The organism is Actinomycetospora sp. CA-084318 (assembly GCF_050955885.1).
Lineage (GTDB): Bacteria > Actinomycetota > Actinomycetes > Mycobacteriales > Pseudonocardiaceae > Actinomycetospora.
Map to the genome: position 1 here is coordinate 3880486 of NZ_CP192098.1, position 15715 is coordinate 3896200.

General features: G+C 73.5%; 17 protein-coding genes. 4 read left to right on the forward strand and 13 right to left on the reverse strand.

All coding sequences use genetic code 11. The features are described from left to right. Window positions 1-44 precede the first annotated feature (44 nt). Genes ACQPYX_RS18935 through ACQPYX_RS18945 form a run of 3 tightly spaced genes read right to left on the reverse strand, consistent with a single transcriptional unit; the run spans window position 45 to window position 2356 of the window. A complete protein-coding gene (locus tag ACQPYX_RS18935; protein ID WP_433798847.1) occupies window positions 45-1241 on the reverse strand; it encodes a DUF5685 family protein in 1197 nt (398 codons plus the stop codon). A 48-nt stretch (window positions 1242-1289) separates the two neighbouring features. Then, a complete protein-coding gene (locus ACQPYX_RS18940) occupies window positions 1290-1664 on the reverse strand; it encodes a nuclear transport factor 2 family protein (RefSeq protein ID WP_433798848.1) in 375 nt (124 codons plus the stop codon). Further along, the gene (locus ACQPYX_RS18945) at window positions 1661-2356 is read right to left on the reverse strand and encodes a TetR/AcrR family transcriptional regulator (protein ID WP_433798849.1); all 696 of its coding nucleotides are present in this window, start codon (window positions 2354-2356) and stop codon (window positions 1661-1663) included. Before ACQPYX_RS18945 ends, ACQPYX_RS18940 begins: the two co-directional genes overlap by 4 nt. A 119-nt stretch (window positions 2357-2475) precedes the next feature. Here ACQPYX_RS18945 and ACQPYX_RS18950 point away from each other — a divergent pair, with 119 nt between their 5' ends. Together ACQPYX_RS18950 and ACQPYX_RS18955 are read left to right on the forward strand one after the other, a co-directional pair. Beyond that, window positions 2476-2850 (forward strand): VOC family protein, encoded by a 375-nt coding sequence (locus tag ACQPYX_RS18950; RefSeq protein ID WP_433798850.1) that lies wholly within the window; start codon window positions 2476-2478, stop codon window positions 2848-2850. A 47-nt stretch (window positions 2851-2897) separates the two neighbouring features. After that, window positions 2898-3410 (forward strand): DUF402 domain-containing protein, encoded by a 513-nt coding sequence (locus ACQPYX_RS18955; RefSeq protein ID WP_433798851.1) that lies wholly within the window; start codon window positions 2898-2900, stop codon window positions 3408-3410. A gap of 22 nt (window positions 3411-3432) precedes the next feature. Here the strand turns inward: ACQPYX_RS18955 and coaE are convergent, their stop codons facing one another. The 3 genes from coaE to rpsA form a co-directional block, all read right to left on the reverse strand. Then, the gene (gene coaE, locus ACQPYX_RS18960; protein WP_433798852.1) at window positions 3433-4350 is read right to left on the reverse strand and encodes a dephospho-CoA kinase; all 918 of its coding nucleotides are present in this window, start codon (window positions 4348-4350) and stop codon (window positions 3433-3435) included. A 56-nt stretch (window positions 4351-4406) separates the two neighbouring features. Next, window positions 4407-4574: a hypothetical protein gene (locus ACQPYX_RS18965; RefSeq protein WP_433798853.1), complete on the reverse strand. Its 168-nt coding sequence runs from the start codon at window positions 4572-4574 to the stop codon at window positions 4407-4409. Between the two features lie 134 nt (window positions 4575-4708). Beyond that, the gene (gene rpsA, locus ACQPYX_RS18970) at window positions 4709-6223 is read right to left on the reverse strand and encodes a 30S ribosomal protein S1 (RefSeq protein WP_230758556.1); all 1515 of its coding nucleotides are present in this window, start codon (window positions 6221-6223) and stop codon (window positions 4709-4711) included. A gap of 260 nt (window positions 6224-6483) precedes the next feature. Here rpsA and ACQPYX_RS18975 point away from each other — a divergent pair, with 260 nt between their 5' ends. Together ACQPYX_RS18975 and ACQPYX_RS18980 are read left to right on the forward strand one after the other, a co-directional pair. Next, entirely contained in the window at window positions 6484-7278 is a 795-nt protein-coding gene (locus ACQPYX_RS18975; protein WP_433798854.1) for a class I SAM-dependent methyltransferase, read from the forward strand. Next, window positions 7278-8264, forward strand: a complete 987-nt coding sequence (locus tag ACQPYX_RS18980; protein ID WP_433798855.1) for an N-acetyltransferase family protein — start codon at window positions 7278-7280, stop codon at window positions 8262-8264. The genes ACQPYX_RS18975 and ACQPYX_RS18980 overlap by 1 nt, the downstream gene beginning before the upstream one ends. Before the next feature lie 13 nt (window positions 8265-8277). On the opposite strand, the gene ACQPYX_RS18985 is transcribed toward ACQPYX_RS18980, so the two are convergent. The 7 genes from ACQPYX_RS18985 to ACQPYX_RS19015 all read right to left on the reverse strand — a co-directional run bounded on the left by ACQPYX_RS18985 (window position 8278) and on the right by ACQPYX_RS19015 (window position 15695). After that, on the reverse strand, window positions 8278-8880 hold the full coding sequence (locus ACQPYX_RS18985; protein WP_433798856.1) for a GTP-binding protein: 603 nt from the start codon (window positions 8878-8880) through the stop codon (window positions 8278-8280). Next, on the reverse strand, window positions 8861-9241 hold the full coding sequence (locus ACQPYX_RS18990; protein WP_433798857.1) for a DUF742 domain-containing protein: 381 nt from the start codon (window positions 9239-9241) through the stop codon (window positions 8861-8863). The genes ACQPYX_RS18985 and ACQPYX_RS18990 overlap by 20 nt, the downstream gene beginning before the upstream one ends. Further along, entirely contained in the window at window positions 9238-9639 is a 402-nt protein-coding gene (locus ACQPYX_RS18995; RefSeq protein WP_433798858.1) for a roadblock/LC7 domain-containing protein, read from the reverse strand. Before ACQPYX_RS18995 ends, ACQPYX_RS18990 begins: the two co-directional genes overlap by 4 nt. Next, window positions 9636-11516 (reverse strand): ATP-binding protein, encoded by a 1881-nt coding sequence (locus ACQPYX_RS19000; RefSeq protein ID WP_433798859.1) that lies wholly within the window; start codon window positions 11514-11516, stop codon window positions 9636-9638. The genes ACQPYX_RS18995 and ACQPYX_RS19000 overlap by 4 nt, the downstream gene beginning before the upstream one ends. Window positions 11517-11650: 134 nt before the next feature. Further along, window positions 11651-12964, reverse strand: a complete 1314-nt coding sequence (locus ACQPYX_RS19005; protein WP_433798860.1) for an ISL3 family transposase — start codon at window positions 12962-12964, stop codon at window positions 11651-11653. Between the two features lie 335 nt (window positions 12965-13299). Continuing rightward, window positions 13300-14208, reverse strand: a complete 909-nt coding sequence (locus ACQPYX_RS19010; RefSeq protein ID WP_433798861.1) for a DUF1932 domain-containing protein — start codon at window positions 14206-14208, stop codon at window positions 13300-13302. Further along, window positions 14205-15695 carry a flavin-containing monooxygenase gene (locus tag ACQPYX_RS19015; RefSeq protein ID WP_433798862.1) on the reverse strand — a complete coding sequence of 497 codons (1491 nt, stop codon included), beginning with the start codon at window positions 15693-15695 and terminating at the stop codon, window positions 14205-14207. Before ACQPYX_RS19015 ends, ACQPYX_RS19010 begins: the two co-directional genes overlap by 4 nt. Between the last annotated feature and the right edge of the window lie 20 nt (window positions 15696-15715).

Consider the following 15715-nt stretch of genomic DNA (forward strand, 5'->3'; position numbering starts at 1 on the left):
ACACGAGGCTAACCCGACCCCCCGACAGTCACGGTCCGCGCAGGTCAGGACCCACAATCGCACGAGCAGCAGCAGTCCCCGTCGCCACAGACCGAACAGCAGTCGCAGCAGTCGCAGGAGCAGTTCGTGCAGTCCACGCAGTCCGAGCACCGGCCCTGCCGCGGCTGCCCGGTCCACGGGTCGGGGAACTCGTCGGCGCAGCAGAGCTGACCGGTGCAGCACAGCCCGGCCGCCGCCGCGCAGCCGCCGAGCAGCCCGCGCTGCGGACCCACCCGGCGCGGCCCGGGCGGGTCCGAGGGGTCCGCCGGGTCGGGCGGACCCGCCGGGTCCGACGGCCCGTCCGGAGCCGGACCTGGTGGCCGCGCCGGGTCCCACGGCGCGAGCGGCGGTTCCGGGCCCTGCTCCGCCCGGGTCACCGCACGGGCCGTCTCGTGCACCAGCAGCGCGTGCGCGAGGCCCCGGGCCGGACCCGGGTCGAACCGCACCCGGCGCAGCGCCGCCCCGATCCCCGCGACCGCCTCCCGGCACCGTGCGAGCGCGGCCGACCGGCTCGTCCCGCTCGCGGCCACCGGGTTCCAGCGGCCGTGGGCGGCGTCCTCGTCGAGGTCGGTCACGGCGTCGAGCAGGTGCGCGAGCCGCCCGAGCAGCCGCCCGGCCTCGTCGAGCGGTGCGACGTTGTCCGGCCGTCCGGCGAGCACGGCCGTGTGGGCCAGCGCCGCGCCGACGGCCGCCTCGGTCGGCGCGGTCGCCTCCGCCAGCCCCACCCCGGCGGCCGACTCGACCGCGCGCTGCCGGGCCGGCACGGCGAGCAGGGCCGCCGGGTCGAACCCGACGTCGGACGCCACGGACGTCCCCGCGCGCGCCCACCGCGTCGCCAGGCGCTTCCCGACGACGGCGGCGGGGCGCGCGGCGAAGGGTCCGTCACGGTCCTCGACGTGGTCCGCCACGCGGTCGGCGGCGAGCAGCAGCGCGGTGGACGCGGCGAGCCGCGCCCCGTCGCCGGTCACCACCGTCGCGGGACGCATGCCCCGCAGCGGACAGGGCCCGGCACGCCGACTGTCCGCCACACCCTGTGCCGCACCGAGCACCGACACCACCAGTGCGTCGACGTGCGTGGTCACCCGGGCCTGCTGCCCGGCCCCGTCCCGCAGGGCGAGACAGAGACCGCAGAGGTGGGCGCTCCACAGGGCGTGCAGCTCGGGGCTCAGGTGGTGCCGACACGGACGGAGGAAGCCGAACACCGGCACAGGATGTCGGTGGCGGAGCGTGAGTTCCAGCGTCCGTCCGGGCTACGACGAGACACGCTCCCAGGACGCGCGCAGGGGCGCCGTGTCGTAACAGATGCGCAGCCGCTCGATCCGTTCCCGGTCCCCGGCGAGGGTCACGAGGTCGACGACGTCGAACGGGGCAGCGGTGCCGTCCGCGAGCGTCCAGTCGTAGTGGAATGCGAGGGCCACCTCGCGCGGCTCGTCCGGGTCGACGTAGACGCGGTCGAGCACCGTGCGCGAGGGCGCGGAGTCGGCGAACAGGGCCGGGTAGAACGTCGTCGCCGGCAGGGTCCCGTAGAGCGGGGAGACGACCTCGCCCCCGGGGGCGAAGCACGCCAGGACGTCCTCGACGGACCCGGCGTCGAGCGCGGCGAGGTAGCGCCGCAGCACGCTCACCGCGCACCCCGCGCCGCGGCCGCCTCGAGGCCGTCGAGCAGGCACCGCAGCCCGAAGGCGTAGCGGGCCCCGGGGTCGACGGCGGGTGCGGCCATCACCCGGGTCAGGGCCGGGAACCGGTCCGCGTGGGCCACGACGAGGTCGCGCATCGTGTGCCCGCCCTCGGGGTCGGCCGTCCAGGGGCGGGTACCGCCCGACGCGGCCGCGTGCGTGCTGCGCAGGTGGCCGAACAGCATGGACACCGCGTCCATCCGCTCCCCGGGCTCCAAGCCGAGCGGCTCGAAGATGCGGACCGCGGCCTCCACCCACCCCACCTCCCGGGGCCCCATCAGGCGCTCGCCGATGGTGGCCCAGGGCAGCCAGGGGTGCCGCGTCCACACCGCGTCGACCCGGCGGGTGAACTCCTCGGCCTGCTCGCGCCAGGTGCCCTCGAGGTCGCCGGGCTCCGGCGGCTCCTCGACGGCCGCGTCGACCATCAGGGCCGCCAGCTCGTCCTTCCCGGCCACGTAGCGGTACAGGCCCATCTTCGTGAGGCCGACCTCGGCGGCCACGCGTTGCATGGAGAGCCCCTCGAGCCCGTCGCGGTCGGCCACGGCGACGGCGGCGGCCGCGACGTCGTCGAGCGAGAGTGCCCGACGCGGCCCGCGCGTCGGTGTCGTCCCGCCGTCCCAGAGCAACTGACCGGCGGTCATCACCCTCCCGTCCGGAATGTCTTGTGCGTCACAGCCAACTGTGTCTACCTTACACAGTATCCGCCGGACACAGTATCTCCCGGACGCAGTTACCCGGCAGGCCCGACAGGAGAACCATCGTGCGCAGCATCTTCGTCAACCTGCCCGTCGAGGACGTCGCGGTCTCCCGCGCCTTCTTCACCGCTCTCGGCTGCTCGATCAACGAGCAGTTCAGCGACGAGAACACCGCCTGCGTGGTCATCGCCGAGAACATCGTCGCGATGGTCATGACGCCGACCCGCTTCGCCGACTTCGTCGAGGGCGAGATCGCCGACGCCCACAAGACCACCGAGGTGCTCATCGCCCTTTCCGCCGACAGCCGCGAGGAGGTCGACCGGATGCGCGCCACCGCGCTGGCCCACGGCGGCAGCGAGTGGAAGCCGAACCAGGACCACGGCTTCATGTACGGCGCCAGCTTCGCCGACCCGGACGGTCACGTCTGGGAGGTCGTCTAGATGGACCCCGCCGCCGTCACGGGCTGATCCCCGTAGGGTCCGGCGGCGTGGCGCTGCATCCTCCGAAGGTCGAGACGTTCGCCGTCGCCGAGGGCACGAACACCGACCCGAAGGGCTTCGTGCGGGAGGTCGACCTCTACCGCACGGAGCCCTTCGGGCTCTACCTCGCCCGCCCGATGCCCGACCACCCGAGCCTGACCCACATGCGCTCGTGGCTGCTCCCCGACCTCGGGATCCGGGTCACCGACTTCAGCTTCAAGCCGGGGTTCGAGCGGCTCCAGGACTTCTACGTCGACATCGCGGACGTCGCCCGCGACGGGGACACCTGGACGACCACCGACTTCTACCTCGACCTCGTCGTCCACACCGGGACGCGCACCGAGCTGCTGGACGTCGACGAGTTCGTCGAGGCCGTCGCCGCCGGGGTGCTCGCCGCGGAATCCGCGGAGCGCGCCCTCACCACCGCGACCACCACCCACGCCGGCGTCGCCGAGCACGGCCACGACCTCGACGCCTGGCTCGCGACCCACGGCATCGTCCTCGACTGGCCCTGGCAGTAGGCCTTCCCGACGACCGCCGGGCTCAGGGGCGCTGCACCGTCACCCGCACCGGTCGCGCCGGGTCGGCGCTGCCGAACCGGTCGTCGTCCACGGCCGGGAAGCCGATCCCGCCGAACCCCTCCGCCAGTTCCGCCGGGTCGGCGGACGCGAGCACCACCAGGTCGATGACGTCCGGCGCGGCCTCCCCGGGTGAGGCCGTCGGCCCGACGTGCTCGACCCGGTCGACGCGGTCGTGACCCGCCAGCACCAGGCGCGCGGCGAGCCGACGGGCCTGGTCCGGCCAGGTCGGGTCCGCCGGGACGGGCTCGCCGGGCCACGGCGTCGCCGTCCCCGCCCGGACGGCCGCCTCGAACGGCACGAGGCGCTCGGACCACAACGACCGCACGCCGGCCCGGACGTCCTCCTCCGACCCGACGTTGTCGATCCACACGTCGGCGGCCGCCCGGCGGGCCTCGGTGGTCGCCTGCGCCCGGATGCGCGACCGCGCGTCGTCCTCGGCCATGCCCCGGGTCCGCTCGAGGCGCTCCACGCGGACGTCCTCGGGCGCGTCCACCACGACGACGAGCGCGAACGCCGCGCCCATGCCGTTCTCCACGAGCAGCGGCACGTCGTGCACCAGGACCGCGTAGTCGGGCGCGGCCGCCACCAGCTCGCCGGTCCGCCGACCGATCCGGGGGTGCAGGATGCCGTTGAGCCGCTGCCGCGCCTCGTCGTCGGCGAACACGATCTTCCCCAGGGCGGGGCGATCGAGGGCGCCGTCCGCGTCGAGGACCTCCTCGCCGAACGCCTCGACCACCGCGGCCAGCCCTTCGGTGCCCGGCTCGACCACCTCGCGGGCGATCTTGTCCGAGTCCACGACGACGGCGCCGAGCGCGGCGAGCTCCGAGGCCACCGTCGACTTGCCCGCCCCGATCCCACCGGTCAGTCCCACGCGCAGCACGGCGCGCAGTCTGCCCTAGCGTCGAGCTCCCCGTCGCTCCGCTCGCCCCGGACCGGTCACGCGAGCGCCGTGTGCCTCGCCGTCGCGAAGAAGGTCTCGAACAGGCCGCGACGGGACACGGCCGGGACGGCAAGGGCGGCGGCCACCGCCACGTGCTCGCGGGCCCAGGTGAGGCCGGTGGAGCCCAGACGGTGCCGACCGCTCCGACGACGCCGCGCGAACATCCCGACCCCCTGTGGTGCTGGTGTGACTGGTGGGACGGAAGGTACCGGAGCGGCCCGACCACGTCACCCCGACACGACGACGGGCCCCCACCCCGGGAAGGGGTGAGGGCCCGTCGTCGAGCATGCTCGGGCGATCAGTTGCCCGAGAGCTTCTCCCGCAGCGCGGCGAGCTGCGCGTCGCTGGCGAGCGACCCGGCACCGGACTGCGACGGCGGGCCCTGGCCCGGGTCGTCGTCGTCGCGCGGCTCGGCGGACTCGTCCTCCGGGCCGCCCGAGGAGTAGTTGGCCGGGGCCGCCTCGGCGGCCTCCGCCTCCTGCTCCGCGGTGCGCTGCAGCTGCGCGATGTGCTGCTGGTAGCGGGCGTACGCCGCCTGGTACTGGCGCTCCCACTCCTCGCGCTGGGACTCGAAGCCCTCGCGCCACTCCCCGGAGTCGGGGTCGAAGCCCTCCGGGTAGATGTAGTTGCCGGCGTCGTCGTACTCGGCGCCCATGCCGTAGAGCGCCGGGTCGAACTCGGTCTCCGGCGTCATGCCCTCGTTCGCCTGCTTCAGCGAGAGCGAGATGCGGCGACGGTCGAGGTCGATGTCGATGACCTTGACCATGACGTCGTTGCCGACCTGGACGACTTGCTCCGGCACCTCGACGTGGCGCTCGGCCAGCTCGGAGATGTGGACCAGGCCCTCGATGCCCTCGTCGACGCGCACGAACGCACCGAACGGCACCAGCTTCGTGACCTTGCCGGGCACGATCTGGCCGATCTGGTGGGTCCGGGCGAACTGGCGCCAGGGGTCCTCCTGCGTCGCCTTGAGCGACAGCGAGACCCGCTCGCGGTCCAGGTCGACGTCGAGGACCTCGACCGTGACCTCCTGGCCGACCTCGACGACCTCGGAGGGGTGGTCGATGTGCTTCCAGGACAGCTCGGAGACGTGGACCAGACCGTCGACCCCGCCGAGGTCGACGAACGCGCCGAAGTTGACGATCGAGGAGACCTGACCCTTGCGGATCTGGCCCTTCGCGAGCTGGTTGAGGAACTCGCTGCGCACGGCGGACTGGGTCTGCTCCAGCCACGCGCGCCGGGACAGGACCACGTTGTTGCGGTTCTTGTCCAGCTCGATGATCTTGGCCTCGATCTCCTTGCCGACGTACGGCTGGAGATCGCGGACGCGGCGCATCTCGACCAGCGACGCGGGGAGGAAGCCGCGGAGGCCGATGTCGAGGATGAGACCACCCTTGACGACCTCGATGACGGTGCCCTTGACCGGCTCGTCGTTGTCCTTGAGCTGCTCGATCGTGCCCCACGCGCGCTCGTACTGCGCACGCTTCTTGGACAGGATCAGCCGGCCCTCCTTGTCCTCCTTCTGGAGGACGAGGGCTTCGACCTCGTCGCCGACGGCGACGACTTCGTTGGGGTCGACATCGTGCTTGATCGACAGTTCGCGCGAGGGGATGACGCCCTCGGTCTTGTAGCCGATGTCGAGAAGGACCTCGTCGCGGTCGACCTTGACGATGGTGCCTTCGACGATGTCACCATCGTTGAAGTACTTGATCGTCTCGTCGATGGCAGCGAGGAAGTCCTCTTCCGACCCGATGTCGTTGACAGCAACCTGCGGGCTGCTGTGGCTCGGGGCGGTGTGGGTGTCGATGGACATACGGTGGATGGCTCCGGGATGGGCAGGTCTCGGTCGGGTGGACGTGTTCGTGACCCACGAGGGCGGACGTCGTCCTGACGCTCAGATCGGACCCGCGGGGACCGAGGGGATCGCTGCCCACCGGAGCCGACCGGACAGGGCGAGACCACTGACGTGGAAGACCATCGTATCCACTCGCCCGACGGACCGGCAAACGGGTCACACCACGCGGGCCGCCCGGCGTGTCGGACATGTCCGGACGCCGTGTCAGGATGCCGCCCATGAGCGCCGGTGCGGTCGGGGACGCGGAGTCCGTCGCGGCCTCCCGCGCCTGGTGGGACGCCGACGCGACGGACTACCAGGCCGAGCACGGCGCCTTCCTCGGCGACGCCGACTTCGTCTGGTGCCCGGAGCGGCTCCGCGAGGCCGACGCGCACCTGCTGGGACCCGTGGTCGGGCTCGTCGGGAAGCGCGTCCTCGAGGTCGGGTGCGGCGCGGCCTCCTGCTCGCGCTGGCTGGTCGACCGCGGGGCCGACGCCGTCGGCGTCGACCTGTCCGCCGGCATGCTCCGGGAGGCCCGGGCCGCGTCGCGGCGCACCGGGACCGAGGTCCCCCTCGTCCAGGCGGACGCCTCCCGGCTGCCCTTTCCCGACGACGGGTTCGACCTCGCCTGCTCCGCCTTCGGGGCCGTGCCCTTCGTGGCCGACTCCGCGGCGCTCATGGCCGAGGTCGCCCGGGTCCTGCGACCGGGCGGGCGATGGGTGTTCGCGGTGAACCACCCGCTGCGGTGGATCTTCCCGGACGACCCGGGCGAGGACGGCCTGACCGTCGCCCACTCCTACTTCGACCGCACCGGCTACGCCGAGTTCGACGACGCGGGCCGCGCCACCTACGTCGAGCACCACCGCACCCTGGGCGACCGGATCGCCGAGATCGTCGGCGCGGGCTTCGTCCTCGAGGGCCTGGTGGAGCCGGAGTGGCCGGCCGGGCTCACCGACGTGTGGGGGCAGTGGTCCCCGCTGCGGGGCGCGCTGTTCCCGGGCACCGCGATCTTCCGCTGCCGGCTGCCGGGCTGATGCCCCGCCACGCGGCCCGGGCCGCCCTCGAGGCGCCCGCCCAGGTGCTCGCCGACCTGCTCGAGGTCCAGCGCCGGCGGTTCGCGGCGCTCGACCCGCGGCTGCCGGAGGCCGTCGCTCCCCCACCGGGCGACATCGTCGTCGTCGGCACGCCCCCGCAGCGCGTGGCCGGGGTCGTCACCCACCACACCTGGCCGGCGGGCAGCGGTCCGCTGCTGTGGTCGGCCGCCCAGGTCTCCGAGCTGCACCCGGTGGTCGGGGCCGCCGGGCACGCACCGCTGCACGCCCTGGTCGAGGCCTGGCGCGGCCGCCTGCTGCCCGCCGTCCTGCGGGAGCCGGACTCCGCGGCCACCGTGACGTGGCCGAGCCGCGACGTCGTGGCGACGCGGGTGTTCCTCGACCACGGGCTCGTCCCCCTCGCGGTCCTCGCGGTCCGCCCGCCCGCCGCACTGCCCGCCCCTCCCCCGGACCCGACGCTCGAGGTGCGCCGGGCCCGCACCGACGACCTCGACGCGTGCGTCCGCCTCGCCCTGGAGGAGCTGGCCTACTCCAGCCAGGTCGGCGGCTCGCTGGTCCGGGCCGACGCGGAGGCGGTGAAGCGCACGACCATCCGCGACCGGCTCGCCCGCGGGGAGCCGACCTGGATCGCCCTCCGCGGCGACCGGGCCGTCGGGATGATGGAGTGCGGGCGCACCGAGTCGACCCCGGGCACGTGGCTGGCCGGGCTGCTGCCGCACGGTGCCTGGGGCTACGTCAACTGCGCGTCCGTGACGTCCGCGGAGCGGGGCAGCGGCGTGGGCCACCGCCTCGCCGCCGCCGCCCTGCCCGAGCTGGAGACGACCGACTCGGGCCTGCCGGTCCGCGGCACCTACCTCTACTACAACCCGCCCAACCCGCTGTCGTCGGTGTTCTGGCCCCGCGCCGGCTACCGCCCGCTGTGGACGCTGTGGGAGGTCCGGCCGGCCGGCGGGCTGCGCCCCGCCTGACCGGGCCGCGCCGTCAGGTCGTCGCCGGGCTCCAGGCGGCGGCGTGCTCGACGAGGGCGATCAGCGTGCGCCGGCAGCTCCCCTCCTCCCGGGCGTCCATGCGCACCAGCGGCGCCCCGGGGGACAGCGCCAGGGCGTCGCGCACCGTCGGGTCGTCGAACGCGCCGGACCCGGGGAAGTCGTTGACCGCGACCACGAACGGCACCCCGCGGCTCTCGAAGTAGTCGATCGCGGCGAAGCAGTCGTCGACCCGACGCAGGTCGACCAGCACCACCGCCCCGACGGCGCCGCGGGCCAGCTCGTCCCACATGAACCAGAACCGCGACTGCCCGGGCGTCCCGAACAGGTACAGCACGATCCGCTCGTCGACGGTGAGCCGCCCGAAGTCCATCGCCACGGTCGTCGTGGTCTTCCCCGGCACCACGCTCGCGTCGTCGATGCCCTGGGACAGGCTGGTCATCTGCTGCTCGGTCGACAGCGGGGGGACCTCGGAGAGCGAGTGGACCAGCGTGGTCTTGCCGACCCCGAACCCGCCGGCGACGAGGACCTTGAGCGGGACGAGCCCCTCCCGGGCCGCGGCCGGCGACAGCAGGGGCTCAGCGGGCGCGGAGTCCATCGAGCAACCTCTCCAGGAGTTCACGGCGAGGACGACCGTCGGCCCCCACCAGCGGGAGGTGGACGGCGAGGTAGTCGTCGGCGGCCAGGTCGCTGACCAGGACGCGGGCGACCCCGACCGGGACCCCCAGCCGGTGCCCCACCTCGGCCAGGGACACCGGCTCGGCCGCGGCCTCGAGGATCGTCCGGTGTTCGGGCGGCAGCCCGGCGAGCGTCGCGAGCCCGAGCTCGGTCGTGGTCACCAGGGCCTCGATCGGCATCTCCATCCGCTGCGACCGGGTGCGGCCGCCGGTCAGGGCGTAGTTCGGCACCACGCGCCCGCCCTCCTGCGCGGGCGGACCGGGTCGTCGGTCCACGGTCACCCGTCGACCCGCACCCGGGCCGCGGGGGTGAGGGCGTGGCCCACCCGGGCGGCCAGCATCGTCATCTCGTAGCCCACCAGCCCCATGTCGGCGGTCCGGTCGGTGAAGACCGCGAGGGTCGAGCCGAGACTGATCGAGGTGGCGAACAGGTAGCCCCCGGCCATCTCGACGATCGTCTGGGACACGGGTTCGGCCGCCAGTAGCGCCGCCGTGCCCCGGGCGAGGCTGACCAGCCCGGACACCGCGGCGCACAGCTGGTCGGCCAGCTGCGGGTCCACGCCCCCGCTGGCCGCGAGTCGGAGTCCGTCGGCGGAGACCACGACGACGTGCCGGACACCGGGCGTCCCCGAGGCGAACTCGGTGACCAGCCAGTCGACGTCCCGTCCGGTTCCGCTCACGTGGGCCTCCCGTCGCCCGGGGTGTCGTCGTCGGGGCCCGCGCCGGCACCCCGGGCGGCGAGGGCGTCGTGGGCCGCGTTCCGGCTCGCCTGGTAGCGCGAGAGGGCGTTCACCGCGCCCACCGGTCCGGCCGGTGGACCGTCGGTCCCTGGGGAGACCACGGCGCCCGCCGGGATCGCCGGGGTCGGGGGCATCGAGGACAGGGTCGGGTGCGGGCGGGCCAGCTCGGGCGCGAGGTGGGTCTGCGGGATACGCCGCTTGAGCACCGGAGACGACGGCTCGGACGGCTCCGACGGCTCCGCCGTGTCCCCCGTGCCCGGGACCGACCCGTCGGCGGGCGGCTCCGGCCGGGGCGCCTCATCGGGCGGCGGGACGACGACGGGGTGGATCAGGGCGGTGCGGGGCCGGGAGCCCGACGCGGGGACGTCGCCGTTCCCGTTCCCCGGCCAGGCGTGCCGGCCGGTCCCGACCGGCGCGCGTCCCTCCCGCGGGGCCGGGACCGCGCCCTCGGGCGGGTCGGGCAGCAGCGCGTGGAACGACCCCGAGTTCACCGCTCCGGCGCCCGCCAGCGCGGTCGGCACCGTCGCCGGCACGGCGGGCGGCGTCGCCACGGTCTCGGCGAAGAGCACCGCGGGCAGCACCACGACCGCGGTGACCCCGCAGCCGGGGGTCGGGGTCAGCGACACCTCGATGCCGTGCCGGCCCGCCAGCCGGGAGACGACGTGGAACCCGAGCCGGCGCGAGGCCGACACGTCGACCTCCTGGGGCCGGGCGAGCAGGTCGTTCGCGGCGGCGAGCTCGTCGGGGGGCATACCCACACCGGTGTCCTCGATGATCACGAGGTGCGCGCCCGGGTTCCCGTGGTGCACCCGGCTCTGGATGCTCACCCGGGTCCCGGGCGGCGAGAAGCGGACGGCGTTCTCGGTGAGCTCGGCGATCATGTGGGTCAGGTCCGCCACCGCGCTGCCGACCACGCGGGGGCGCTCGTCGACGGTGAAGGCGACCCGGTCGAGGTCCTCGGTCTCGGCGATGCCGGCCCGCACCACGTCGCGCAGCGCCACCGGCGCCGACCACACGCGCGCGGGCTGCTCGCCGGAGAGGACGAGCAGGCTCTCGGCGTTGCGCCGGACGCGGGTGGCGAGGTGGTCGAGCCGGAACAGCTCGGCGAGCACGTCGGGGTCGCGCTCCCGCTCCTCGAGATCGTTGATGATGTCCAGCTGCCGGTGGAACATGCTCTGGTTGCGCCGCGCGAGGTTCAGCAGCATGCCCGAGGTGAATTCCTGCTGCCGGACCTCCGCTGCGGCCAGTTCCTCGGCGATCGCCGCGCGTTTCCGCTGCTCGTCCTCCGTGATGCGACAGAAGATGGACACGCCGATGCATGCGAGCAGCACGGCGACCCCGTGGACGAGCGACCACGTCCACGGACTCATCTGGCCCATGTGGTGGTTGAACATCAGTCCCGGCACCAACGCCGAACCGAGACCGTGGCTCGCGACGGTGAACAGGATGTTGAACACGAACGGCACCCAGTTCTGGTAGAGCGCCAGGAAACCGATGATCACGAAGAACGAGAAGTGCGCCTCGATGTAACCGCCGGAGAGGATCACCAGGCCGGCACAGCTCGCCGAGAGCCCGGCCGTGACCAACAGCGATCCGGCGGTGCGGTGGCTGCGCAGCACCCACCCCGCCAGCGCGGTCACGGCCGGAACCAGCGCGATGAGCACGGTCAGGCCCCGCCCGGATCCGGTGGCCAGGCCGAAGATGGCGAGGCCCGGGCACAGTGCCGCGAGGACGACGAGCAGGAATCGGTGGCGTCGTCCCCACTGCTCGTCGTCGACGAGGTCGCCGTGCGGGAGGTAGTCGAGCACCCGGGTCATGCGCGGATCACACCGTCCTCGATCTCGGCCGACGCCCCCCGCGGCGAAAGGTGCGCGTGACCGTACACCGCGATCACGACGCGATCGGTGCGAATGGCGACGCAGGCCGGTCCGAGAAAGTGGCTCTTCCGGAATCAGAGTGCGAGGGCGCCGCAGTGCAGTAGAGATCTGATCCGGTAGTTGATCATGTTGCGGAAGCCCAAGGCGTTGCGTCGGAGGGCTTCGAGTCGGCCGTTGATCGCCTCGGTCGGCCCGTTCGAGGCCCGGTGGTCGAAGTAGGCCAGGACGTCGTCGCGGCGCCGGTGCAGCGTCCGGCCGAGGGTCGCCAACTCCTCGAGCCCGTCGGGTAGCCCGGTCCGGAGCCGGTCGATCACCGCGGTGAGCAGCGCCTTGCCGCGGGCACGATCATGCTGTTCGTAGGCGGCGATGATCTGCTGGTAGGCCCACCAGGTCACCTCGACCGCGACGTGCTCGTCGAACGCGAACACGGTCTCCAGACGGGCTCGTTGCCGCTCGGAGAGCAGCCCAAGACGAGTGCGCAGGGTCCGCCGGACGCGGTAGAGCGGGTCCCCGGTGCGGCCGCGGTGGCCCATCGTGTCCTGCTGGACGCGTTGGCGGCACAGGTCGAGCTTGTGCCCGGCCAGCGCGACCACGTGGAACGGATCCATGACCGTGACCGCGTCCGGGAGGGCTTCGGTGGCGGCGTTCTTGTAGCCGCCGAACCCGTCCATGGCCACGATCCGGACCTGGTCGCGGAAGGCCTGCGAGCGGGCCTCGAGCCAGCTGGTCATCGCCGCCGCAGAGCGTCCGGGGACCATGTCCAACAGCCGAGCAGGACCTGTACCTGCAAGAACAGCGGTCAGGTCAGTGATCACGGTGACAAACCCGTCCGCCTCAGCGGTACGGACGTGGGCCCACTTGTGCTCGTCGACCCCGATCACCTCGACCCCGGCCAGCCGGGCGGGACCGGCGGTGAGCAGCAAGGCGGTGGTCGCGGCGACGGCGATGTCGTTGACGGTGTCCCAGCTGCGGCCGAGCTCGCGGGCGACCGCGGCGACGGTGGTCTTGTCCAGCATCAGCCGGCGCAGGATGAAGCTCGCGCAGCGTTTCGTGGTCGAGGCGCCGGCCCGCGCGAGTCGGCTGGTGTCGTGGACGAAGACTGCCCGGGCGCAGCCGTCGTGGCGGCACTCGTAGCGCGGGACACGGACGCGCAGCTCAAGCGGGTGGCCGACCACCGGGACGTCACTGACCCGACGCTCGGTGCTGTCGCGGTACACCCCGGCCAGCCCGCAGCCCGGGCACCGTCCTGCCCCGTCGACGAGCAGTTCGCACCACAGCACCGTGGTCTCCCCGGTCAGCGCGGCGTCGACGATCCGGACCCCGAGCTCGACGGTGCGGATGATCGTGTCGGCCACGATCTGGGCGGGCAGGGTCGTAGGCTGCGACATCGGGTCCCCGAGATGTTGGCGCTGGTTGGCGTAGGAACCGCCATCATCAACTTCTCGGGGCCCGCCTCACCGCAGCGACACGACCCCACCGCACCGGTCGATCACGTCCTCAGCTGCACTCCATTTCCGGAAGAGCCGAGAAAGTCGGTGCCGCTTTCCCGGACGCCGCCCGGTCGTACGAACGGGGCACCCGCGCGCGGCGATCGCACGTCCGGTCGCGGGACGAATGGCGAGACCATTCCGTCGACCGGACGCCGGAACGACGGGAGAATGGGCCGTCCGGGCTCGGAACGATGCCGGTCGGAGCAATTTTCCCGATCAGCGCCGATCCGGCGTCATCCCCGGCGCGGTCGCAGCTTCCCGACGTCGGGTGCGTCCGGCAGGTCCTCCGGCCGCCGGTCGCCGTACTCGCTGGTCGCGAGGTCGCGGTAGACCTGCGCGAACCCGTCGAACAGCTCCCGGGTGAGACCGGCTCCCGCCTGGGTGTCGGCGATGGCGGTCATCTCGTCGACGAAGCGCCAGGCCTTCGTGGCCGCAGCGGCGGCCGGACCCGCACCGGCCGCCGGGAAGTCCAGGCGCAGGTCGGTGAGCACCGCGTCGAGGACGTCGTGGTGCTCGGCGGTGACGAGCGCCTGGGCCAGCAGGCCGACGAATCCCTTGCGGACCGACGCCGTGCACATCTTCGCTGCGCTCGCCGCGCCCGGTGTCGGTCCGAGCCCGACCCACGTCACGCCGGGGACCACGAGCGCGGCGACCTCGTCGGCCCGCTCCCCGGCGAGGAAGATCCGGGTCGGGTGGGCGGAGCCGGGGTCCGGCGGCGGACCCGAGATCGCGGCGTCGACGAGGGCGGTCGGCAGGTCGGCCGCGATGACGGTGACGGTGTCCGGCGCGACCGCGTTCGCCTCGACGACGAGCGGCCGCGCCCCCGTGCGCCGGCACGCGGCCGCGAGCTCGGCGGCGGCGTCGCGGGCCAGGCCGGGCGGGACGACGCTGATCACCACCGCGGCCGCGGCGACCACGGCGTCGACCGACCCGGCGTCGGGCAGTCCGGCGTCGGCCAGCCGGCGCGCTGTGGCGGGCGAGCGCCCGGCGGCCGTCGTCGCGACCTCGTACCCGCCCGCGCGCAGGCACCGGGCCAGCGCCGTGCCCATCGCGCCCGGCGCGTGGATCCCGACCGTGGCGGGCCCAGCGCCGGGGGACGGCGCCGTGTTGGGCGCAGCGACCGGGGACGGCGTCGTCGTCACGCGGGGATCGTCGCGCGCTCCGGCTCGAAGCGCATGCCCTCCTCCAGGCTGCCGCGCCGCAGGGCGACCGCGTCGATGGCGTAGTTCATGGCCAGCGCCCACGGCTTGCGGTCGCCGCCGCGGGGCAGCTCGTGGATGGAGCGCTGCACGTAGCCGGCCTCGAAGTCGAGCAGCGGACGCTCCTCGACCGCGGGGTCGCGTTCCGGGGTGGCGACGGCCTTCCCGTGCGCATCCATCCAGCCCAGGAGCCGGCAGAAGTACTCGGCGACGAGGTCGACCTTCAGCGTCCACGAGGCGTTCGTGTAGCCGATCATGAACACGAGGTTCGGCACGCCGGAGAGCATCATGCCCTTGTAGGCCATCGTGTCGGGGAGCTTCACCGGCTCGTCGTCGACGGTCAACGTGGCGCCACCGAACATCTGCAGGTTCAGGCCGGTCGCCGTGACGACGATGTCGGCCTCGAGCTCCTGCCCGGACCGCAGCCGGATGCCGTGCTCGGTGAACGTCTCGATCGTGTCGGTGACGATGTCGGCGTCGCCGCGCTTGATGGCCTTGAACAGGTCGCCGTTGGGAACCATGCACATGCGCTGGTCCCAGGGGTTGTACGGCGGATTGAAGTGCGTGTCGACCTCGTAGCCCTCGGGCAGCTGGGCCGCCGCCTGCTTGCGCAGCACGCCCTTCATGAACCCGGGGAAGCGCTGCGAGATCTGGTAGAGCGCGATGAGCTGCGCGATGTTCTTGGCGCGCACGATCGGGTCCGCGATCCTGGCGGGCAGCCAGCGCGACAGCGTCTCGGCCACCGGGTCGGTGCGCCCGATCGCGAGCACGTAGCTGGGGGTGCGCTGCAGCTGGGTGACGTGCGCGGCGCGGCCCTCGCCCTGCGTCATGGCCGGCACCAGGGTCACGGCGGTGGCGCCGGAGCCGATGACGACGACCTTCTTGCCCGCGTAGTCCAGCTCCGGGTCCCACAGCTGGGGGTGGACGACGGTGCCGCCGAAGTTCTCGATGCCGGGGAAGTCGGGGGTGTAGCCCTGGTCGTAGCGGTAGTAGCCGGAGCACCACAGCAGCCACGAGCACGTCACGAACTCGTCACCGGCCGCGCTCGACACCGTCAGCGTCCAGCGCTGCTCGGCGCTCGACCACGCGGCGGCCGTGACCCGACGGCCGAAGCGGATGTGCGAGTCGACGCCGTACTCCGCGGCCGTGTCCCGGACGTACTGCAGGATCGACGGCCCGTCGGCGAGCGCGACCGAGTCCGGCCACGGCCGGAAGCGGAAGCCGAGGGTGTGCATGTCCGAGTCGGACCGGATGCCCGGGTACCGGAACAGGCTCCACGTGCCGCCGAGGTCGTCGCGCGCCTCGAGGATCGCGAACGAGCGCTGCGGGTGCTCGGTGGTCAGGTGGCAGGCCGTGCCGATGCCCGACAGGCCCGCGCCGACGATGACGACGTCCAGGTGCTCCGGGGTGGCCCCGTCCGCGGTACTCATGCGTACCACCTTACCGCTCG